Source organism: Streptomyces sp. NPDC001985, from assembly GCF_040296845.1.
Classification (GTDB): domain Bacteria; phylum Actinomycetota; class Actinomycetes; order Streptomycetales; family Streptomycetaceae; genus Streptomyces.
The window spans coordinates 26,706-46,761 of record NZ_JBEOYB010000024.1; the positions used below are offsets into that span (position 1 = coordinate 26,706).

Annotated in this window: 16 protein-coding genes; 6 read left to right on the forward strand and 10 right to left on the reverse strand. The window is 72.4% G+C overall.

Annotated elements, in window-relative coordinates; genetic code table 11:
- Positions 1-11 precede the first annotated feature (11 nt).
- Positions 12-1,151: a hypothetical protein gene (locus tag ABT122_RS13265; RefSeq protein WP_351549918.1), complete on the reverse strand. Its 1,140-nt coding sequence runs from the start codon at positions 1,149-1,151 to the stop codon at positions 12-14.
- Between the two features lie 968 nt (positions 1,152-2,119).
- Here ABT122_RS13265 and ABT122_RS13270 point away from each other — a divergent pair.
- The gene (locus ABT122_RS13270; RefSeq protein ID WP_351549921.1) at positions 2,120-2,335 is read left to right on the forward strand and encodes a hypothetical protein; all 216 of its coding nucleotides are present in this window, start codon (positions 2,120-2,122) and stop codon (positions 2,333-2,335) included.
- A gap of 306 nt (positions 2,336-2,641) precedes the next feature.
- Here the strand turns inward: ABT122_RS13270 and ABT122_RS13275 are convergent, their stop codons facing one another.
- Genes ABT122_RS13275 through ABT122_RS13285 form a run of 3 tightly spaced genes read right to left on the reverse strand, consistent with a single transcriptional unit; the run spans position 2,642 to position 4,443 of the window.
- Positions 2,642-2,926 carry a hypothetical protein gene (locus ABT122_RS13275; RefSeq protein ID WP_351549924.1) on the reverse strand — a complete coding sequence of 95 codons (285 nt, stop codon included), beginning with the start codon at positions 2,924-2,926 and terminating at the stop codon, positions 2,642-2,644.
- Between the two features lie 6 nt (positions 2,927-2,932).
- On the reverse strand, positions 2,933-3,307 hold the full coding sequence (locus tag ABT122_RS13280) for a hypothetical protein (protein WP_351549926.1): 375 nt from the start codon (positions 3,305-3,307) through the stop codon (positions 2,933-2,935).
- Positions 3,308-3,363: 56 nt separating this feature from the next.
- Entirely contained in the window at positions 3,364-4,443 is a 1,080-nt protein-coding gene (locus ABT122_RS13285; RefSeq protein WP_351549928.1) for a MerR family transcriptional regulator, read from the reverse strand.
- A 322-nt stretch (positions 4,444-4,765) separates the two neighbouring features.
- Between ABT122_RS13285 and ABT122_RS13290 the strand changes: the two genes are divergently transcribed.
- From ABT122_RS13290 to ABT122_RS13305, 4 genes are all read left to right on the forward strand, one after another.
- Entirely contained in the window at positions 4,766-4,957 is a 192-nt protein-coding gene (locus ABT122_RS13290) for a hypothetical protein (protein ID WP_351549931.1), read from the forward strand.
- Between the two features lie 100 nt (positions 4,958-5,057).
- Entirely contained in the window at positions 5,058-5,759 is a 702-nt protein-coding gene (locus tag ABT122_RS13295; protein WP_351549933.1) for a hypothetical protein, read from the forward strand.
- Complete coding sequence (locus ABT122_RS13300; RefSeq protein WP_351549935.1) at positions 5,756-6,694, forward strand: DUF6895 family protein; 939 nt, start codon at positions 5,756-5,758, stop codon at positions 6,692-6,694. Before ABT122_RS13295 ends, ABT122_RS13300 begins: the two co-directional genes overlap by 4 nt.
- Positions 6,678-7,733 carry a serine hydrolase domain-containing protein gene (locus ABT122_RS13305; protein ID WP_351549937.1) on the forward strand — a complete coding sequence of 352 codons (1,056 nt, stop codon included), beginning with the start codon at positions 6,678-6,680 and terminating at the stop codon, positions 7,731-7,733. The genes ABT122_RS13300 and ABT122_RS13305 overlap by 17 nt, the downstream gene beginning before the upstream one ends.
- Positions 7,734-7,810: 77 nt before the next feature.
- Here ABT122_RS13305 and ABT122_RS13310 read toward each other — a convergent pair whose 3' ends face one another.
- Positions 7,811-9,169 (reverse strand): M64 family metallopeptidase, encoded by a 1,359-nt coding sequence (locus tag ABT122_RS13310; protein WP_351549939.1) that lies wholly within the window; start codon positions 9,167-9,169, stop codon positions 7,811-7,813.
- Positions 9,170-9,306: 137 nt separating this feature from the next.
- On the opposite strand from ABT122_RS13310, the gene ABT122_RS13315 reads away from it, so the two are divergent.
- A complete protein-coding gene (locus tag ABT122_RS13315; RefSeq protein WP_351549942.1) occupies positions 9,307-10,644 on the forward strand; it encodes a tetratricopeptide repeat protein in 1,338 nt (445 codons plus the stop codon).
- Between the two features lie 230 nt (positions 10,645-10,874).
- On the opposite strand, the gene ABT122_RS13320 is transcribed toward ABT122_RS13315, so the two are convergent.
- The 5 genes from ABT122_RS13320 to ABT122_RS13340 all read right to left on the reverse strand — a co-directional run bounded on the left by ABT122_RS13320 (position 10,875) and on the right by ABT122_RS13340 (position 19,894).
- Positions 10,875-12,815 carry an HtaA domain-containing protein gene (locus tag ABT122_RS13320; protein ID WP_351549945.1) on the reverse strand — a complete coding sequence of 647 codons (1,941 nt, stop codon included), beginning with the start codon at positions 12,813-12,815 and terminating at the stop codon, positions 10,875-10,877.
- Positions 12,816-13,086: 271 nt separating this feature from the next.
- On the reverse strand, positions 13,087-14,226 hold the full coding sequence (metX, locus tag ABT122_RS13325) for a homoserine O-acetyltransferase MetX (RefSeq protein ID WP_351549948.1): 1,140 nt from the start codon (positions 14,224-14,226) through the stop codon (positions 13,087-13,089).
- Between the two features lie 17 nt (positions 14,227-14,243).
- Positions 14,244-15,602 (reverse strand): bifunctional o-acetylhomoserine/o-acetylserine sulfhydrylase, encoded by a 1,359-nt coding sequence (locus ABT122_RS13330; protein WP_351549951.1) that lies wholly within the window; start codon positions 15,600-15,602, stop codon positions 14,244-14,246.
- 337 nt (positions 15,603-15,939) lie between these two features.
- Positions 15,940-17,322, reverse strand: a complete 1,383-nt coding sequence (locus tag ABT122_RS13335) for an FG-GAP and VCBS repeat-containing protein (RefSeq protein ID WP_351549954.1) — start codon at positions 17,320-17,322, stop codon at positions 15,940-15,942.
- A gap of 679 nt (positions 17,323-18,001) precedes the next feature.
- Entirely contained in the window at positions 18,002-19,894 is a 1,893-nt protein-coding gene (locus ABT122_RS13340; RefSeq protein ID WP_351549957.1) for an ABC transporter ATP-binding protein, read from the reverse strand.
- Positions 19,895-20,056: the final 162 nt, after the last annotated feature.

A 20,056-nucleotide genomic window follows, 5' to 3' on the forward strand; every position in this document is an offset into this window, starting at 1 on the left:
CCGTGCCGGAATCATCCCTGGACGTTCTCCTCGGGGCCCATCGCGGAGGCGCCCATGCCGCCGAAGAAGCCCTCCATCAGCTCGTCCATCTTGACCTCGGTGGCACCGGACGGGGCGGTGGCCTCCTCGCCCTTGCCCATGCGCAGGGTGAGGGCGAACTTGTCGACCTTGGCCTTCTCCGGAAGCTTGGAGAGGTCGATGGAGACCTCGGTCAGCTCGCCGTTCTTCAGCGAGAAGTCGGCGGCGACCTTTTTGTTCGGGACTTCCTTGAGGTCCTTGGCCGAGGGCAGCTCCGCGCCCGGCGGCAGTTCCTTCGACAGCGGGCGGATCTCGTCGATCAGCCCGGTGAGGAGGGTGCGGAAGGGGGCGGTGGCCGTGATGCGCTCGGCCCCGTCCTTTCCGTCGGCGGTCTTGAACTCGACCTCACGGGCGATGGTTTCCTTGAGCGCCTTGACGATCTTCTTCTGCGTCGCGGCGTCGAGGCTGGGGGCCGGGGAGGGCTCGGCGGCGTCCGCGCCCGCGCCCAGCTCCTCGCCTGCCTTCTCCAGCTCCTTCGTCTCGACCTTGACCCACTTGCCCGAGAGGACGTCCTTGAACGGTCCCGCCTCGGCGGGCAGGTCGTCGGCGCTCGGGACGGGGGTGCCGGAGAGCTTCGCGAACGCCTTCATGTCGGCGCGGAAGTAGGTGAAGTCGTCGACGACCCGGTACTCGACGAGCTCGCCCTCCGGGGTGCTGAGCTTCATGGCCATGCCGGTGAAGTCCTTCTCGCCGGAGTCGGCGAGCGGCTTCTTGGACTGGACGGAGACGGAGACCCGCGCACCCGTGAGGAGCTTGGCGACCTCGTCGGGGACCTCGTCGCCCGGCGCGGCATCGGCGTCGAGCGCCTTGATCGACTTCACGTCCGTGTCGAGGCCCAGCTCGAAGGAGAGCGACTTCTCCTTGCCGAGCTTCTCGAAGGCGCGGTCCAGCTTCTGGCCGGCGGACAGGTTCTCCACGGTGCCGCAAGCGGCGGTGCCGGCGAGGACGGCGGTGACGACGGCGGTGGCGGTGAGGGTTTTGCGTATGGCGGAAATGACGGTCTCCTCGTAGGTGCGACCACGTTGGTGGTCATAAGGGAGACCAACGAGGTCACGAGAGGGTTGTACGGTCATTCCACGTGATAATCGGCCGGTGGGGAGGGTGCCCGCGCCGTTGGCGGATCACCGGGTGATCATTCGGTACGGTCCTTCCCCGGGCGCCCGCCGATGCCTCCGGCCTGAGGGCGGCGGCAGGGGCCGGCCTCCGCCCGGCGAACCGGCTGCCGTGTGTCTCCGCTGCTCCGAGGCCCGCCGTGGGTCCGGCGCCGCTGGGGCTTTCCCCGGTACGTCCCGGCGCGTTCGGGTACGGGCCCGGCCCTCGGGGTCCCGGGCCCGGCCCTTCGGGAGGGGAGCCGCAGCGTAGATTTCCGGCCAGTGGAGCCATGGGCCCGTACGAACGCGGCCGTCGGTCCGCCGGGCCTTGTGAAACCGGTCCGCCGAGGCCGGTGAAGACCGTCCGGCCCGGTTCGCCGCCCGGCGCCGGCCCCACTCGGCGTGGCCACGGCGGCGGGGGCACGGCCCGGATGCGATGGCTCCGCGTACCGCCCCGCGCGGAGAACTCCCCGGGGCCGGCAGCTGTCCGCCGGAGCCTGCCGGCACCGCGCGCGGAGGCGCGCGGTGCCATGGCCGGGCGAAGGGTGGGGACGGCGCCGGGAGGGCCGGCAGCTGTCCGCCGCGAGGGGGGCCGGCCGTGCCGCGACCATGAGCGTTCGAATGTTTCCGGCCATGCGCGCCAAGGGAGCCGACGAGCTGTCGAATACCGCTCTGACCTGCGCTCTTCCGGTGGTGACCGGCGATCGCCGATGCCGTCGGATGATGATCGAATTCATGGCCGCCAGGCACTTTACTTGCCCTTGACCTAGTGGCAAGCTGACGCTCACTTCAGCCCGTACGGCGAAATCGCGTGTCGACTCCACCGCATCCAGCGGCAGTTGGCGCTGGGCCGAAGCACCCTCGAAGAACCGAGATCCCCCAGAATCGGAGAACCGATGGAACGTCGCGTACGCAGGGCAAGGCTGGCGGTAGTGGTTGCGGCTGCCGGAGTGGCCTTGGCACTGTCGGGCGGAACCGCGAGCGCCCAGGAGCAGGTCACCCCCCGCTCCGGCGGTCTGATCAACATCAACGGACCGCTGATCTACAACACCGGCGACATCGATCTGATCGAGGATGTGTTCGAGCACATCAGCATTCCGATCCTCGGTCAGGCCGTACACCAGATGTACGACTGGGCGAAGTTCGACGGAGTCCTGACCAGGTGATCTCTGCTCGCCCGCTCCTCGTCGAGCGCCCGTCGGGCGCGCCGGCCCGCCACGGGCCCTGAGGAGCGGGTGACGCCCGGGCGGGACGGCTCCGGTGCTGGGCGCCCCACCGGTCCCCCCACCCGCCCCGCTCGGGCAACCCACCCTTCACCGAGAACCGCACCGTCCTTGCCGGGCGGTGCGGTTCTCCGTGAACAGCCACCCCGCGACGGTGTGCCGCGCCGTGCGGCGGCGCCGGCCCCGCCGCACGGGGGTACGGAGGCGCGGGGAGTACGGGGGCACAGGGGTGGTGGGCACGGACACCGCTCAGACAGCCGGGGTGGCGGTGCCGGTCAGGGCGCTGATGACCGTGCCCAGACGGCGCTGTTCGGCTGCCGGCAGCCGGCGCGCGGCGTGGACCATGCGCAGAGCCGTCACCAGCCGCGTGCGGTCCTCGTCGGTACCGAGGTCGGCGAGGCGCGCGGGGAGGATCAGACCCAGCGCCACCAGGTCGCCGCGGGCGCGGAACCCGGCGAGAAGCTCCGCCAGAAGGGCGTCCGCGGGCCGTGGCTCGATGGCTCCCGAGGCACGCAGCCCCTCGGCGACCGCCACGCGAATTCAGTCGCTGTACTGCCCCGGCGGGAGCTCGTCGACCCGGGTGGCGGCGTGTTCGAAGTGCGCGCGCGCCCGGCCGGGGTCGCCGAGATCCGTGTACGCCTTCGCCATGTTCAGGTGCAGGGAGGCGTGGAAGCCCCGCACCCGGTCGTCACCGGCCCGGTCCGCACGGTTCAGGCACTCCTGGTTCCAGTGGAGCGTCAGCTCCGGTGTGGGCTGGTGGCGGGCGAGGTAGTGGGCCGCGACGCATGCCTCGTAGTCGTCGGCCGCGCTCTCCCAGGCCCGCTCGAAGTGGCCTCGGGCGTCATCGTCCCGTCCCTCGGCCTCGGCGCGCATGCCCTGGGCGCAGAGTCCGACGACGGGGTTGTCCGGGTTCATGGGTCTCGCTCTCCGCACTCCGGGGTTTCGGGGGCGCCGGGTGGACGGCTGGGGAGTCACCGGTCGGCCGAGGGGTCGGCGACCGGCATGACCAGGGTGGTGAAGCTGCCCTGGTCGGCGGAGCGGACCACCACGGGCCGCACCGGGGACGAGATCTCCAGCAGGACATCGGGGCCGACACCGGCGTCGAGTGCCGGGAGCAGCACCCCCGGGTCGAAGGCGATCCGCAGCGGGGGGCCGGTGCAGAGGGCCGCGACCCGGGAGGTGACGGTGCCACAGGAGACGCGGATGAGCCGCTCCCCCTCGGTGCGGAGGGTGAGTGGCCCGTCGTGGCCGGCTTCGGCGACCGCCGTGCGGAGCGCGGCCCGGTCCGCGATGATCCGGTGTCCGGGGGTGGGCAGGTCGTCCAGGATCAGCCGGTAGTCGGGAAAGGTGTCCTCGACCGGGGAGAGGGCGTGTACGGTGCGGTCGCCGAGGAGCCGGACGCCCTGCCGGTCCGCCTCGACGACGAGCTCCGGCAGCCGCATCGCCCAGGACGCGGCCTCCCTCAGCTCCGGGACTCCGGTCAGGACACGGCACGGGTCGCCCTCGAAGGACGAGGGCCGGAGCGCGCGGAGGGCCAGGCGGTAGCGGTCCGTGGCCACCAGCCGTACTTCCTGGTGGTCGAGTTCGATCAGCACGCAGCCGAGGGCCGGGAACTCCTCCCGGCCGGGACCGGACGCCGCCGCCGGTGCGACCTGGCGCACGGCGCCGGCCAGCTCCGCTCCCCCGATCCGCGCCGTGGTCCGGTGCTCGCCGCCGTGGAGTTCGCGGAGGATCTCCCCGATCGCCGACCGGGCGGACGCGGCGGTCTCGCGCGCCCTTCTGGCGTGCTCCTCCAGGACGGTACGGGCCTCCTCACGGCTGCCGTCGAGTACGGCGGAGGCGTCGGTCAGGGGTATCCCCGCCTGGCGCAGCCTTCGCACGAGGAGCGCGCGGGGCTCCTGGTCCGGGGTGTAGTAGCGGTAGCCGGTCGCGCCGTCGACGGTGGCGGGGCGCAGCACACCGCAGTCGTCGTAGAACCGCAGGGCGCTCGGTGCGAGCCCCACTCTGCGGGCGAAGGCGCCGATACTCATCAGCGCGTCGGTGTCGTCCATGGGTGCGATGGTGGCCCTTCAAGCGGCTTGAAGGTCAACCCGGGCTCCGGGGCCGGTGGAGGCCGGGGGCGCGTTGACGCGGGGGTTCCGGCGCGGGCCCGGGTGCTCAAGGCATGGTTACTTGCTCCAGTCCAGTCGGACACGCCGCACTGATTCACTACATCAGGTGAAAATAGGTGACTTCCTCTCGCGAGGTGCGACATAAACGGGTGACTATGTGGTGACGGCGCGTTACTCGTGCCGGTCCATCCGTTGCCGGCGATCGCCCGCAACGCCCGGTTGACCCGTCCGTTCAACGGGCGGCGGCCACCTTGGAGGAATCATGTCCATCACCACCACCCACATCCGTACCGTCCACGCCGAGGCCGACGAGCGCTTCGCCGTCCGCTCGCTGATCACCGAGCCCGAGGCCACGGTCAGCGGCGCCCCGGTCTACGCGCCGGAGGCGGCCCTCATCCTGCTCGCCGCCGTCCTTCTCTCCCCGAAGCAGCCGAAGCAGCCGCAGGAGAAGTAAGCCTCTGCGTTAAGCAACCGCACCACTGAACATTCCGGAAGAAGGCGAGTTACCAATGTCGCAATCGGGCTCCGCGCCGTCGGCTGAATACGGAGCGGCGGTGGAGAGTCTGGCCGGGCGTGTGCTCAATGCCCTGCGGGGCAGGGAGGACTCCCCGGGCCTGGCGGTCCACGTGCAGGAGGCGATGGACGCAAAGGCGGCATTGGCCGCGGTGCGGGTGCTGGGGCCTGACCTCTTCGCACCCGCGCTGTCGGCCTCGGTACCCGTCGCACCGGGTGACCGAGAAGTGGTGGCCGAGGCGCTGCGCGTCTTCCCGCCCGAGCCCGACGACCCCCCGGAGGCAGCCTGTCTCGGCCGGGCCACGATCACCCTTCTCTCCCAGTGCGGCCACGAGCCCGTCGTCACACTGGACTCGGCCGCCGGCGCTGCGCCCGGGGGCGCCCCGCCGGCGGCCGAGCACCCGCACTGGCGCCCCTGGGCGCAGCGCATGGCGCAACTGTCACCGCTCGCGCTGCCCGGTGTGCGGGGGCCGGTGAGCGAGCAGGCGATCCGCCGGGTGCTCGCGCTGAACAGAGGGCTGGCCCGCTCGATGCTGCGCCGCGACTATCCGACGGCCGCGCGGCTGGCGCGCTGGGTCGCGCTGGCGGACAGCCGGGGTGCCGTTCTGCCGGGCACCGACATCGAAACCGTGGTGGAGCACCTGGAGCTGTGCGGAGCCGTCGGCGCCAGAACCGTTCTGGACACCGCGATCGCCCGCCGGCTCATCGCCGGGCGGCACGAACAGAAGGGGCGCGCCTCATGAGCACACCGACGACCGGAGCACCGGCGAGCAGCCGGCGGATCGCCCACCAGGTGGTGACCCGGGCGCTCGGCTGGCTGCACCGCAACAGCGAGCGCGGCGCGATGCCGCCGGACGCGGAGGAGGTGCTCACCGACCCCGACGGTTTCTACAAGCCGCTGGGAGAGCTGGCGCTGGCCGCGTCGCTGGTGCTGCGCGAGGGCATGGCCTCGTCGAGTGAGCAGCAGGCGGCCCGGGATCTGCTGGACTTCGGCTGGTCGCAGTTCGGCTCCGGCGATCTGCTGTATGAGCGTCAGATCCGTTTTCCGATGATGACCGACCCGCTGGAGATGTACACGCACTTCGCCCGCGTCGGGTACCGGCACGAGCGACTGCACGCGCTGGTGACACATCTCGGTGGTCTCGCCTCGCACCAGGGCTCCGAGATGATGCCCAACCGGCGTATGGCCGTGGCCAACGCGGCCCGGGTGGCGGGTGTGGAGCGTCCGGCGGACTGGCCGGCGATGATCAACGCGACCTGGCTGGGGCACACCCCCGAGCCCTGGATGATCGACTGGATGACGGCCTACTGCCTGACCCACACCGTCTTCCACGCGACCGACTGGGGGGCGCGGCCGGAGGGGCTGCCGCCGCACATCCAGGAGTACCTCACCAACTGGCTGCCGGTCTGGATGGACATCTGGGCGGAGATCCATGAGTGGGATCTCCTCGCCGAGCTGATGATCGTGGACGCCTGTCTGCCGCAGCCGCGCTGCGAGCCGGACATCTGGGAGCGGCTCGCCGCCGCGCAGCACGAGGACGGTCTGGTGCCCCGGGACGGAACGCCGATCGACGAGGACCCGGACACGGCGTATCTGGACAATCGGCATACGACCATCGTGGCGGCGATCGCCGGCACTCTGGCGCTGTCGCGCCATGGCGATGCCACCGATCTCTGAGCGGGCCCGGTCGACGGAGGAGTTGCTGGAGACGGTGGCGGACGCGGCCGGCGGCCGGGCCGCCACCGTGGTCATGGTGCACACGGGAGCGGGCACGACCTCGCTGTGCCGGGGCTTCACCGACCAGACGGGCGCGGTCCCGGTCACCGAGCGCACCCGTTTCGAGCTGGGATCGGTGACCAAGACCTTCACCGCGCTGCTCTTCGCCGATATGGCGGCGCGGGGCACGGTGCGCCTCGACGAGCCGTTGAGCGCTCGTGTTCCGCGCTGGGCGCTGCCGAGGGGCCCGGTGGGTGGCGGCATCACCCTGGAGCATCTGGCGACGCACACCTCGGGGCTGCCGAGGCTGCCGCCGGGGCTGCTGCGCACGGCGGTGCCGTCCTGGACCACCAATCCGTACCAGGCGTATCCGGCGCACCGGCTGCTGGACTCGCTGTCCCGTTCCCGGGTGCGGCGTCCGCCCGGGCTGCGGGTGCACTACTCCAACTTCGGTGTCGGGCTGCTCGGGCATCTGCTCGCCGAGCGGGGGACCACCGGCTATGGACCGCTGCTCATGGCGCAGGTCGTCAAGCCGCTGGGCCTGACCGACACCACGGCGGAGACAACCGGGGTCCAGGCGACCGGACACTGGCACGGCCGGCCCCGGCCGCCGTTCACGATTCCCGCGCTGCCGGGGGCCGGTGTGCTGCGGTCCAGCGGCCGGGATCTGCTGCGTTATCTGCGGTGTCTGATCACTCCGGAGCTGCATGCCGGGCCGGGTGATCCGCTGCGTCTCGCCCTGCGGGAGGTGACCCGGGTCCGCCCCCGTACACCGGGCGGGCCCGAGCTGTGTCTCGCCTGGAGCCATAACGTCCTGCCCACGCGCCGGCTCTACTTCCATCTGGGGGCGACACGGGGCTTCACCTCGTTCATCGGGTTCTGCCCCGATCCGGCGGTGGCGGTCGTCGCGCTGACCAACATCTCTCCCACGCTGCGCTGCCGCTACACCCAGGCCGCGTATGAGCTGCTGCGGACCGTCTCGCTCCGGCAGGCCGGCTGACGGCGGCGGGTGTCCCAAGGGCAGGACAACGGCCGGCCGGGCACCGTCTCCGGCCCGTGGTGGGCCGGAGCGGTGTGTCAGAGCCTGACGTTCCAGCTCACGGAGGACTTGAGCGTGGCGGCGATCTTGGGGTCGCGTACGGAGGGAGTGCGGTCCTCGGCGGTGACCGTCAGCTTGTGGGTGCGCAGGTCGAGGAGGCGCAGCGTCAGGTCGGAGACGCGGATCGAGGTGCGGCCGGCGAGGGGCTTCAGCTCCTTGCCGTCCAGATACCAGCGGACCTTGAGCTGCCGTCCGTCCGTTCCCGTCAGCCGGGGCACGGTGGTCTTCACGGTGTGGCGCAGCCGGAGAGTGCGGTCGGTGGGAGTGACGGCGGTGACGGCCTTCGCGTGGCGGTAGAAGCCGGCGATCATCGCCTCGACACCGGGCAGATTGAAGGGCTTGTCGACGGCGCGCATCATGGAGCTGTCGGTGGGCCGGTTGAGGCCCTTGACGAAGTAGCCGCCCCCCTCGTACGTGCCGATGGTGCCGCCGTCGGGTGAGGTCTCGCCCAGCCAGCGGTGCCACTTGACGCGCTGGCCGGCCAGGTCCGCGGCGGAGAGGGTGGAGATGTTGGAGTCGGCGGGCTCGGGGCCGGTGTACTGCTCGTAGCCGGGGTAGCCGGGGTAGAAGTACTCATCGGCGAGCTTGCCCAGGGAATGGCCGGTCTCGTGGATCGCGACCTTGCCGGACTTCTCGTTGCCCGCCGAGGCGGTGGAGATGCCCTCGTAGCCGAGGGTCGGGCTGGGCTGGTTGTATCCGGCTCCGCCGTACTTGGCGCTGTTGGCGAGGACGATGACCAGGTCGGCCTCGGGTGCCTTGGCCACATAGCCGTCGACCTTGTTCTGGTCGATGCAGAGCAGCCGCTCGATGCCGTCGCACCAGAAGTAGGAGCCGAGGGCGGTGTCGCGGACGGTGTCGGCGCCCGGGTCGCCGGTGACGCCGGACTGGCGGGAGACCGCGTCGACGGTCCACACGTTGAAGAGGCTCTGGTACCTCGTGTAGGGGTCGGTGGCCGCGAGTTCGGCCCACTTCTCCTTGGCGTCGGTGCGGAACCGGCCCAGCTCCGCGGTGGTGTAGCCGTCGCCGACGATGACGATGTCCAGCCGGTCGGCGGTGGAGCCGTTGTCGAGGATCTTGGCGACCTGGCCGTCCTCCGCCTGCTGGGCAGCGGACAGCCGCGACCGGGGCCGGTCCCGGCCGTCCTGCGGTACGAGGGTGTGGCCGGAGCCGGCGACCGTGCCGTGCTCGGGTCCGGGTATCTCGACCTCGACCTCGGTTCCGCCGCGTGCGGGCGGCGCCGGGGCGGCGGCCGCACCGGCGGGTGCGATGGCCAGGACGGCGGTGACGGCAGTGGCCAGACCGGCCGCGGCCATGGCTCTGCGCAGGGCCGAGCTCATGAGATCCCCTCCCCTGAGGATGTTAAGTGGCTTGATAACTCTGGTGAACTGATGACTTAAATTAGGGTGCGCACCGGACATGCGCAATGGTCTGCCGAACCTGAATACTGAGGAACTCCAGCGACCAGGGGGTTTCCATGGACGAACCGGCCGACATCGGCCGCCGGGTGCAGCGGCTGCGCAAGGGGCTCGGTCTGACACAGCGGGAGCTGGCCACTCCTTCGTACACACCCGCGTATGTCTCGACACTGGAGTCGGGGAAGGTGCGGCCGTCCGAGACCGCGCTGCGCTTCTTCGCGGAGCGGCTCGGGACCTCCTTAGACGAGCTGGCGACCGGCCGGCCGGCCCGTCTGGCCACGGAGCTGAGGCTCTCCCTCACCGACGCCCAGCGGGAGCTGTCGGCCGGGGCGGCGGACGAGGCGGCGGTGCGCTACCGCAGGGTGCTCACCGACGCGGAGCATCTCGGGCTCGGTCCCGAGCGGGCCGAGGCCCACCTCGGGCTGGGTGACTGCGCGCTGGAGACCGGTGAACTGGACGACGCGCGGCGGCACTTCGAGGCGGCCGAGGAGCTGCTGGCCGACCGGCCGCTGCCTCGCCGGGCCCGGGCGATCCGGGGCCGCGCGATCGCGCATCTGCTGGCCGGCGAGCTGCGGTACGCCTGCTATCTCCTGGAATCGACCATCGATGAGCTGAGCGGGAGCGGTCTGGCCGACCCCGAGGCGATGGTGCTGCTGTACGCGGCCGTGATCGGCCCCTATATCGACATGGGGGCGCATGCCCGGGCCGCGCACGCCGCTGAACTGGCGCTCGCGCTGGCGCCGCGGATCAGCGATCCGGCGCTGGTCGCCGGGATGCACCGGCAGGTCGCCCGCACCTTTCTCGCCGAGGGGCGCACGGCCGACGCCGACGCCTCGCTCGCCAAGGCGCAGACGATCTACCGTCAGCTGCGGCTGCGCACGGATCTCGCGCACTGCCACTGGATGCGGGGCTATGTCCACGCGCAGAACGGGGATCTCGCGGCGGCCGAGGAGGAGTTGCGCACCGCCCGGGACATGCTGGCGGCCAAACGGGCCGCGCTCTACGCGGCACAGGTGGAGGTGGAGCTGGCCGATGTGCTGCGGCGGCGCGGCCGGTTCGACGAGGCGGCGGAGCTGGCATCGGTACTGCTGGATCTGGACGAGGGGCACGGCGCGGTGCATGCCGGGGGCGCTCACCGGCTGCTCGGGCTGATCTCGGAGGAGCGGGGGGACGCCGAGGCGGCCGAGGAGCACTATGTGCGGGCGCTGGCGCTGCTGGAGCGGAGCGGGGCGCGGGGGGATCTGGCCGATCTCTGCCGGCTGCTGGGGGATCTGCTGCGCCGCGGGGGTCGCACGGAGGCCGCGCTGGATGTCTACCGCACGGGTCTCGGGCACCGGGCCGCGCCCGGTACGACGACGCTGGGGCCACCGCCGGCGGCACCGTTCCGGCGGGGCTGAGAGCGCGGGCCGGGCGCGGGGACGGGGACCGGGGGCAACCGGGGCCTGGGCGTGCGCCGGAGCCGAAGTCGCAGCGGGAGTGGGAGTAGGAGCGGGAGTGGGAGTAGGAGCGGGAGTAGGAGTGGGCATAGGGGCCGGAGCGGAATCGGACCCGCGTCGCGGCTGGGGCGGCGGGGAACAGCGGTGCCGGCCCAGCCCCCCGGCGTGGGGGCGGGGCCGGCACCGGAGCGTCAGCGCACGTCGACGTGGTCGCTGCCGCTGCTGCTGCCCAGACGGCTGGAGGTGGCGTCGAAGACGGCCTTCCAGTTGCCGTCCTGCTTGGCGGTGAAGTACTTCCAGAAGTCGCCCTTGCCGTTGGTGCGGGCGGTGGCCTGCTTGCTCCAGCTCTTGGCGCCGTTGGCCTTGAACCAGATCGTCACACTGTGGCTCCCGGTGCCCGCCCACGTGCCGTCGAGGGTGCGCAGGGTGCCGTTCACCTTGAGCTGCTTGCCCTTGCGGACCGGCTCCGGGGAGGCGTTGAAGCCCTTGACCTCGGTGCGCAGCTTGACGTCCACGTAGTCGGTGCCGCTGTTGGCCCAGCCGCGCTCGGTGGTGCCGGTGTAGCGGGCGCGCCAGTCGCCGTCCTTGGCCGCGGTGGCCTTGGCGGAGAAGGCGCCCTTGGTGTCGGAGGTCGCGGTGGCGGCCTTGGCCCAGGTCTTGGCGCCCTTGGCGCGGAACTCGACCACGAGGGGGCTCTTGGGAAGCGCGCGCCAGGTCTCGTCCGAGGCTCCGACGGCCTGGAGGGTGCCGGTGACGGTGACCTTGTCGCCCTTGGCGACCGGCTCCGGGGCGGCGTTGAGGCCGGTGATGCGGCTGGGCACGGTGGTGACGGCGAGGGTGGCGTCCGTGGTGGTCACCGAGCCGGCGCCGTTGGTGAAGACGGCGCGGTAGCGGGAGTCGTTCAGGGCCCTGGTGGCCGCGACCGAGAGGGTGGTGCCGGTGGCGCCGGGGATGGCGGTCCAGGTGGTGCCCTTGTTGGTGCTGCGCTCCCACTGGACGCTATCGGCGCCGGAGGCGGTGGCGGTGAAGGTGGCCTTGGCACCCGAGCGGACCTTGCGGTCGGCGGGCTCGCCGGTGACCTTGAGTGCGCCGAAGTGCAGGGAGCGGGCGACGTCCTGGGCACGGGAGGCCATCCAGGTGGCGTCCGCGCCGTCGTGGGAGTTGAAGCTGGCCACGAAGCAGGCGGTGGTGCGGCAGTCGATCGCGGGGGTGGCCACGCCGCCGGCCGGGGTGAAGGTCTCGGTGAGCTTCAGGGTGGCGGTGAAGGTGCCGTCGTCGGCGACCTTGCGTATGTAGGCGGCGTTGCCGAACTTGCTGGGGTACGTGGTGCCGGGGAGGGCCACGGTCTGGGCGAGGTAGACACCGCGACCGGGGCGGTAGCCGCTGCCGTTCACCGTGACCTCGGTCTCGGCGCCCAGGCCGGAGACGTTGCTGACGGTCAGGGTGGGCACGGTGACCGTGCCGGAGATGGCGGCGTCGTCCAGGGCCGTCCCGGCGGGGTACATCTCCCGGCCCTCGAACGCGAAGGTCTTGGCACCCTCGGCGGTGAGGGTGGCGGTGATGTTCTTCCAGTTGATCCGGGAGCCGTCCAGGGCGCCGGCGGTGGCCTTCAGGTCGGCGAAGGGGACCGCGGTGGTGGTGACGGGCGCCTCGCCCTTCAGCTCGCTGCGGACATCCATGGTGAGGGTGCCCTTGCCGTCCTTGAGGACGACGCGGGGCTTGGAGAGGGTGATCCCGATGATGTCGTGGTCGGGAGCCGCGTAGGTGACGGAGCCGGAGAAGAGGACATCGGCGTCGAGGCCCGCCGGGTTCACCGCGCCGTGGCGGACGGGGTAGCCGATGACTCCGCCGGCGGCCTGGGTCGCGCCGTCGCCCGCGGTGACGGTGCCCTTCGCCATCTTGGTCACATAGTTGAACCAGGACGTCTTGAAGGCCCAGCCGACCTGGCCGGTGGCCAGGATCGGGGAGGCCGCGGTGGCGCTGCCACCCGCCTGGGCGGCGGCCGGGGCGTCGGCGGCGGCGAGGGCCGCGGGGGCCGCCGCGAAGGCGGGGGCGGCGACGGCACCGGAGCCGAGAGAGACGGCGGCGAGCGCCACGACGGTGGCCAGACGGGTTCTACGGGGCATGGACATGCGCTGCATGTCTCCTTCGGGAAGAGCGGGCACGCGAGAGTGCGGGAGGGTGTCCAGGGCATGGACGTGCGCAAAGCAAAAGCCGGACTTGTCGGAGTGGGGGACCCGAAGTCATCGATGCTCATATTAGGTGAGCCTTGCCTAAATTGTCACCGCAGGGTGCGGGGAGGAATCGTTTCTTCTGTCGAACACGTGGACGGGTGGGTGCCGGGGGCTTCCACGGACCGAACCGCCCGCCCACGCGCCGCGCACGGGACGCCGGGCGGGCGGCTCACTCCCCGGCCAGCTCGCGCACGAGCGCGGCCACCTGCCCGGCCTCGATGAGGAATCCGTCGTGGCCGTACGGGGATTCGATGACGCGCACTCCGTCCGCACCGGGGATGCCCGCCGCCAGCTCGTGCTGCTGGGCCGGCGGATAGAGCCGGTCGGAGTCGATCGCCGCCACCAGGGTGCGGGCGCGGACCCGGCGCAGCGCGGCTGCCGTACCCCCTCGGCCGCGCCCGATGTCATGGCTGTTCATCGCCTCGGTCAGCACCACATAGCTGCCCGCGTCGAAGCGGCGGACCAGCTTGGCCGCGTGGTGGTCGAGATAGGACTCGACCTGATATCTGCCGCCCCGCCAGGGGTCCTCCGTCCCCTGGGCGGCACGGTGGAAGCGGGCGGCCAGCTCGGCCTCGCTGCGGTAGGTGACATGGGCGAGCCGCCGGGCCAGGCCGAGCCCCCGGTGCGGGCCCTCCCCGGGGGCCGCGTCGTGGTAGTCGCCGCCCCGCCAGTTGCGGTCCGAGCGGATGGCGTGCAGCTGCACGGCGGACCAGGCGATCTGCTCGGCGCTGGTGGCCGCGGGGCAGGCGAGCAGCAGCAGCGCCTCGGTGCGCAGGGGGTGGGCCACCGCCCACTCCAGGGCCCGCATCCCGCCCATCGAGCCGCCGATCACCAGGGCCCAGCGGTCGATGCCCAGCAGATCGGCGAGGTGCGCCTCGGCCGCGACCTGGTCACGCGTGGTCAGAAAGGGGAAGGCACTCCCCCAGCGGCGCCCGTCGGGCCGGCGGGAGGACGGTCCGGTGCTGCCCTGGCAGCCGCCGAGCACATTCGGAGCGACGACGAACCAGCGGTCGGTGTCCAGGGCCCGGCCCGGCCCGATCAGCCCCTGCCACCAGCCGGGGGTGGGATGACCGGGCTCCGCGGGACCGGTGACATGGCTGTCCCCGGTCAGCGCGTGCAGGACGAGCACCGCGTTGGAGCCGTCGGCCGCCCGCCTCCCCCACGTCTCGTAGGCCAGCCGGACGGCGGGCAGTTCCCCGCCCGCCTCCAGCGGCAGCGGCCCGGTCCGCGCCGCCCACCGCCGGCGCCCGGGAGGGTCGCCCTCCTGCCAGGCGCCGGTGGCGGGCGGCGGCGCGGCCGTCGGACCCACCGGTTCGGTACGGGTGTTCAGGAGGCGGCCTTGGCCGCGCGGAACCCGCTCTCCAGGTCGGCCTTGAGGTCGGCGATGTTCTCGATGCCGACGGAGAGCCGGACCAGGCCGGGGGCGGTGCCGGTCGCGGCGAGCTGCTCGGCGTCGAGCTGGCTGTGCGTGGTGGACGCCGGGTGGATGATCAGGCTGCGGACATCGCCGATGTTGGCCAGATGGCTGAAGAGCTCGACGGCGTCGACGAACTTCTTCCCGGCCTCCGCGCCGTCGCGCAGCTCGAAGGCGAGGACCGCGCCCGAGCCGCCGGGGAGGTAGCGCCGCGCCGCGTCGTACCAGCGGTTGCCGGGGAGCCCGGGGTAGTGCACCGCCGCGACCTCGTCCCGCTGCTCCAGCCACTCGGCCAGCTCCTGCGCGTTGGCGGAGTGCCGCTGGATGCGCAGACTGAGCGTCTCGACGCCCTGGAGGAGCAGGAAGGCGGAGTGCGGCGCGATGGCGGGGCCGAGGTCGCGCAGCAGCTGCACCCGCAGCTTGACGGCGAACGCGCCGGGTCCGAGCGCGGGCCAGTACCGCAGTCCGTGGTAGCTGGGGTCGGGGGCGCTGAAGTCGGGGAAGCGCTCGCTGTGGGCGCCGAAGTCGAAGGTGCCGCCGTCCACCACGACACCGCCGAGGGTGGTGCCGTGGCCCCCGAGGAACTTGGTCGCCGAGTGGACCACGATGTCGGCGCCGTGCTCGATGGGCCGGAGCAGATACGGCGTGGGGACGGTGTTGTCCGCGATCAGCGGGACGCCCGCGGCGTGGGCGACGTCGGCGACCCCCCGGACGTCGAGGACGTTGCCCCGCGGGTTGCCGAGGGTCTCCGCGAAGAGGGCCTTGGTGGTGGGACGGATGGCGGCGCGCCAGGCGTCCAGGTCGTCCGGGTCGTCGACGAAGGAGACCTCGATGCCGAACTTGGGGAGGGTGTGCCGGAAGAGGTTGTAGGTCCCGCCGTAGAGGGAGGCGCTGGAGACGATGTGGTCGCCGGCGCTCGCCACGGTCAGGATGGCGAGGGTCTCCGCGGCCTGCCCCGACGCGAGGGCGACCGCCGCGACCCCGCCCTCCAGGGCCGCGACCCGCTGTTCGAAGGCGTCCTGGGTGGGGTTGTGGATACGGGTGTAGATGTTGCCGGGCTCGGCGAGGGAGAAGAGGTCGGCGGCGTGCTGGGTGTCGCGGAAGACGAAGGAGGTGGTCTGGTAGATCGGCACCGCGCGGGCGCCGGTGGTGGGGTCCGGGCTGGTGCCCGCGTGGACCTGCTTGGTCTCGAAGGACCAGCCCGTCCGGGGTGCCGTGGCGGGTTCGTCGGGGGTGTGACCCGCGGTCACCGAGTCGATGGGCTGGCTCATGGCGCTTCCTTCGGACGAGGGTGAGGGTGCCCCGGAACCGCTCGGGAGCTGCCCGGGAGCTGCCGGCAGCCGCTCGGGGTTGCCGTTCACGGGCAACGTAACGACCGGAAAATCGAACGCGGAAGGCTCCGGCCGGGATCTCCACACGGCCGCAATGCTGGCGCAATGAACGGGCGTTGGCCTCGTACGTCTGTACGCCGGGCGTGCGCCGGAGCGGCTGTGCGGGCGCCGGTGGCGCCGGGGCACGGCCGAGCGCCATGGCCGGCGGGGCGCGCCGGCCACGGCGCTCGGAGGGTGCTGGGGCGGGTGCTGGGGCGGGTGCCCGAGGGGGTCGCGGCTACTGCGGGAAGCTCGCGCGCAGGGGCAGTTCACGGACGGACGTGGCGGTGATGCCGCCGCGCCCGCCGGGGAGCAGAAGGCTCTTCCTCCCCCGGTCGGACATCAGCAGATCGGCGTCCCCGTCGCGGTCGAGGTCGCGCAGCCGCACGTCCTGGCCCAGCTCCGCACCGGCGGCGGCGCTGCCGGGGACGCCCGCGGTCTGGCGGGTGAACCACTGGGAGCCGGTACCGGTGAGACCCTTCTTCCCGCCGCGCAGGATGTGCGCACCGCCCGCTGATCCGGCGGTGCCGGCCCGCTCGCCGGGGACACCGACCGCGAGGTCCGGGTAGCCGTCGCGGTTGGTGTCGCCGGCCGAGAGCACCTGGCCGAAGCGGTCGCCCGCGGTGGCGCCGGTGACGATGCCGTCGGTGGACTGGGTGAGCCGCCGGGTGGTGGTCGGCCCGTTGCCGCCGCCGCGCACCACGGAGACGGCTCCGGCGCTCTTCCGGTAGGTGCGGTCGCCGACGGCGAGGTCCCCGTAGCCGTCCTTGTCGAAGTCCGCGATGACGCCCTGGACGCCGAAGAACGGGGTGAAGGAGGTGTTGTAGACGGTGAGCGCGCCCGGCTTGACGGTGGAGCCGCCGCGCAGGAACCAGGCCGCGGCGGTGTCGCTCCGCAGGGTCTCGTCGTACCCCTGGCCGAGGACGTAGAGGTCGGTGGCCTTGTCCTTGGTGACCTGCCCGGCGACGAGTCCGCCCGGTTCGATGTAGTGGGCGCTGCTCGCCGGGGAGTGGCGGGTGATCCTTCCGGTGGTGCCGGACGTGCCGAAGCCGCCCCGGTAGATGTAGACGGCGTGGGTGTCGGACGCGGCGAGGTCGAGCCTGCCGTCGCCGTCGAAGTCGCCGGTCGCCAGGGCGTTGCCGAACCGCTCGGGGGTGTAGCCGCCGAGGGTGGGGATGCGGGCGGCGGCGGAGCCCAGGCCGGACCTGGAGCCCCATATCAGGGTGACCGCGCCGCGCTCGTAGGCGTTGCCCACGGCTTCGGTGCGGTCGCCCACGGCGAGGTCGGCGTAGCCGTCGCGGTTGAAGTCGCCGGTCGCCAGGGCGTTGCCGAACTGGTCGCGGTAGCCGCCGGTGTCACCGGCGGGGCCGGGGATGCCGGGGCTGTTCTGGGTGAAGGTCCTGGTCGTGGTGCCGGGGCCCTTGGCGGTGCCGTAGGTCACGGTGACCGAGCCGTTGCCGCCGACCGCGAAGTCGCGGTGGCCGTCGCCGTTGAAGTCGTCGGCGTGCTTGGCGGGGGCGGCGGTGGCGGCGGCACCCGCCGAAAGGGTGAGCAGTCCACCGGTCAGCGCGGCGGCTGTCGCTGTCGCGAGGACGAGGCGGAGGTTTCTGCGCATGCGCATGCGGGGCTCCTGCTCCGAGCGGGGCCCGGTGGGACCCGCGGCTGTCTGGTCGCCCGTCCGGGCAGGGCCGCGTGGGGGTGGCGGACCGGAGGCACGGGGCACCCGGGGTGCCGGATTCGCCTCGGTCGTGCCGTGGCTGTTCGAGGACGGGAGTACAGAGGAGACTCTCCGGCCGGGGCAACAGTTGTACGAGCGCCGGAGATTTATCCGGGGGTGGAGGTGGGGCCGGGGGTGGGCGCGGGTGGGGGCCACCCTCGCCGGAGCGCCCGGGCCCGGAGGCTCCGGGCCCGGACCCGGAGAGCCCGCCCGGACCGAAGCGCGGCCCCCGGAGCGAGGGCTCCGGGCCGAAGGGCGGCCACCGCGCCGGAGAAACCGGACCGGAGGCCGGCGCCCCCGCGACAGGACCCGCCCCAACGGAGCCCGCCCACGGCATACGGCATACGGCATACGGCACGGAAACCGGACGGGAGGACCGGAGCCCCCGCAACCGGTTCCGCCCCAACGGAGCCCGCCCCGCGACACCCGACCCCACGGCACCCGGCCCCACGGCACCCGGCCCCACGGCATCCGGCATGCCGCACACCGGGACGCGGCGGCGCGGGGCCCGGCACAGTCTTCCCGTACCGGACCCCGCCCCGCCCCGCCCTCAGCTCCCCGGTCCTCCCCGGTCCGTGGTGCGTCAGCCGACCGGCTGCTGGCTCTCCTCCGCGCCGGGGCGCTCGAACTGGGTGCGGTAGAGCTGCTCGTACCGTCCGTGCGCGGCGAGCAGTTCGGTGTGGGTGCCGCGTTCCACGATCCGTCCCTCCTCGACGACCAGGATGAGATCGGCGGCCCGTACGGTCGACAGCCGGTGGGCGATCACCACGGCGGTACGGCCCTCCAGCGCCTCGGCCAGCGCCTCCTGCACCGCCGCCTCCGAGGTGGAGTCCAGGTGGGCGGTGGCCTCGTCGAGGATCACCACCCGCTGGCGGGCCAGCAGCAGCCGGGCGATGGTCAGCCGCTGCCGCTCACCGCCGGAGAGCCGGTAGCCGCGCTCGCCGACGACGGTGTCGAGGCCGTCGGGCAGCGAGGCCACCAGGCCGTCGAGGCGCGAGCGGCGCAGGGCGTCCCAGATGTCGTCCTCGCCGGCGTCGGGGCGGGCGAGGAGCAGATTGGCGCGGACCGACTCGTGGAAGAGGTGCCCGTCCTGGGTGACCATGCCGAGGGTCTCGCGAATGGACTGTGCGCTCAGGTCGCGGACGTCGACGCCGTTCAGCCGTACCGCGCCGGAGTCGGTGTCGTACAGCCTCGGCAGCAGTTGCGCGATGGTGGACTTGCCCGCTCCGGAGGAGCCGACGAGGGCCACCATCCGGCCGGGTTCGGCGCGGAAGGAGACATCGTGGAGCACGGTGCCGCCCTCGCGCGGATCGAGGGTGGCCACGTCCTCCAGGGAGGCGAGGGAGACCCTGTCCGCCGACGGGTAGGCGAAGGTGACCCCGTCGAACTCCACCGACACCGGTCCTTCGGGCACCTCGCGGGCGTCGGGCCGCTCGGCGATCAGCGGGGGCAGATCGAGGATCTCGAAGACCCTCTCGAAGCTCACCAGGGCGCTCATCACCTCGACCCGGGCGCCGGCCAGCGAGGTCAGCGGGGCGTACAGCCGGGTGATGAGCAGCGCGAGGGCGACGACGGCTCCGGGTTCGAGGCTGCCGAGTTCGGCGTAGTGGCCGCCGAGTCCGTAGACGAGGGCGAGGGCCAGCGCGGAGACGAGGGTGAGGGCGGTGATGAAGGCGGACTGGGCCATGGCGATACGGACACCGATGTCGCGCACCCGGCGGGCGCGGGCGGCGAACTCGTCCGACTCGTCGGAGGGACGCCCGAAGAGCTTGACGAGCGTGGCGCCGGGCGCGGAGAAGCGTTCGGTCATCTGGGTGCTCATGGCCGCGTCGTGGCGGGCGCCCTCGCGGGTCATCGCCGCCATCTTGGAGCCCAGCATCCGGGCGGGGATGATGAAGACCGGAAGCAGCGCGAGGGCGAGCACGGTGATCTGCCAGGAGATGCTGAGCATCACCACGAGGGTCAGCACCAGGGCGACGAAGCTGGAGACGACTCCGGAGAGGGTGTTGCTGAAGGCCCGCTGTGCGCCGAGCACGTCGTTGTTGAGCCGGCTGACGAGCGCGCCGGTGCGGGTGCGGGTGAAGAAGGCGACCGGCATCCGCTGGACATGGTCGAAGACCGTGGTGCGGAGGTCGAGGATCAGCCCTTCACCGAGGCTGGACGACAGCCAGCGGATGAGCAGCCCGAGTCCCGCCTCGGCGACGGCGATGACGGCTATCAGCAGGGCGATCCGGGTGACCGTGCCCGTCTGCCCGCCCTGGACGATCGCGTCGACGACCCGGCCGGCGAGGATCGGTGTCGCCACCGCGAGCAGTGCGGCGAGGACGCTGAGCAGCAGGAAGAAGCCGAGGTTGCGGCGGTGCGGCCGGGCGAAGGAGGCGATGCGGCGGAGGGTCGCCCGGGAGAAGGGCCGCCGGTCCTGCTGGGCGTTCATCGAACTGTGCAGCGATGACCACGCGGTGACTTCCATGTCCATGAGAAGTGTCTCCGGAGGGGGGTAGTGGGCCGGCGTCGGGTGCCCGCCGGCCGGGTGGCCAGGGGCTCAGAAGGAACGCTATGACCTCAACCAAACTTGAGGTCAAGGTTTTCCCGCGATCACTGCCGCCCGTCCGCTCCGGGACACGGGGCGGGCGCTGTA

Excerpts from the sequence above, each read along its gene's own strand:
- ABT122_RS13265 (WP_351549918.1), bottom strand. The coding sequence starts at position 1,151 with ATGACCGTACAACCCTCTCGTGACCTCGTTGGTCTCCCTTATGACCAC.
- ABT122_RS13280 (WP_351549926.1), bottom strand. The coding sequence starts at position 3,307 with ATGAACCCGGACAACCCCGTCGTCGGACTCTGCGCCCAGGGCATGCGC.
- ABT122_RS13285 (WP_351549928.1), bottom strand. The coding sequence starts at position 4,443 with ATGGACGACACCGACGCGCTGATGAGTATCGGCGCCTTCGCCCGCAGA.
- ABT122_RS13290 (WP_351549931.1), top strand. The coding sequence starts at position 4,766 with ATGTCCATCACCACCACCCACATCCGTACCGTCCACGCCGAGGCCGAC.
- ABT122_RS13300 (WP_351549935.1), top strand. The coding sequence starts at position 5,756 with ATGAGCACACCGACGACCGGAGCACCGGCGAGCAGCCGGCGGATCGCC.
- ABT122_RS13305 (WP_351549937.1), top strand. The coding sequence starts at position 6,678 with ATGCCACCGATCTCTGAGCGGGCCCGGTCGACGGAGGAGTTGCTGGAG.
- ABT122_RS13310 (WP_351549939.1), bottom strand. The coding sequence starts at position 9,169 with ATGAGCTCGGCCCTGCGCAGAGCCATGGCCGCGGCCGGTCTGGCCACT.
- ABT122_RS13315 (WP_351549942.1), top strand. The coding sequence starts at position 9,307 with ATGGACGAACCGGCCGACATCGGCCGCCGGGTGCAGCGGCTGCGCAAG.
- ABT122_RS13320 (WP_351549945.1), bottom strand. The coding sequence starts at position 12,815 with ATGTCCATGCCCCGTAGAACCCGTCTGGCCACCGTCGTGGCGCTCGCC.
- ABT122_RS13330 (WP_351549951.1), bottom strand. The coding sequence starts at position 15,602 with ATGAGCCAGCCCATCGACTCGGTGACCGCGGGTCACACCCCCGACGAA.
- ABT122_RS13335 (WP_351549954.1), bottom strand. The coding sequence starts at position 17,322 with ATGCGCATGCGCAGAAACCTCCGCCTCGTCCTCGCGACAGCGACAGCC.
- ABT122_RS13340 (WP_351549957.1), bottom strand. The coding sequence starts at position 19,894 with ATGGACATGGAAGTCACCGCGTGGTCATCGCTGCACAGTTCGATGAAC.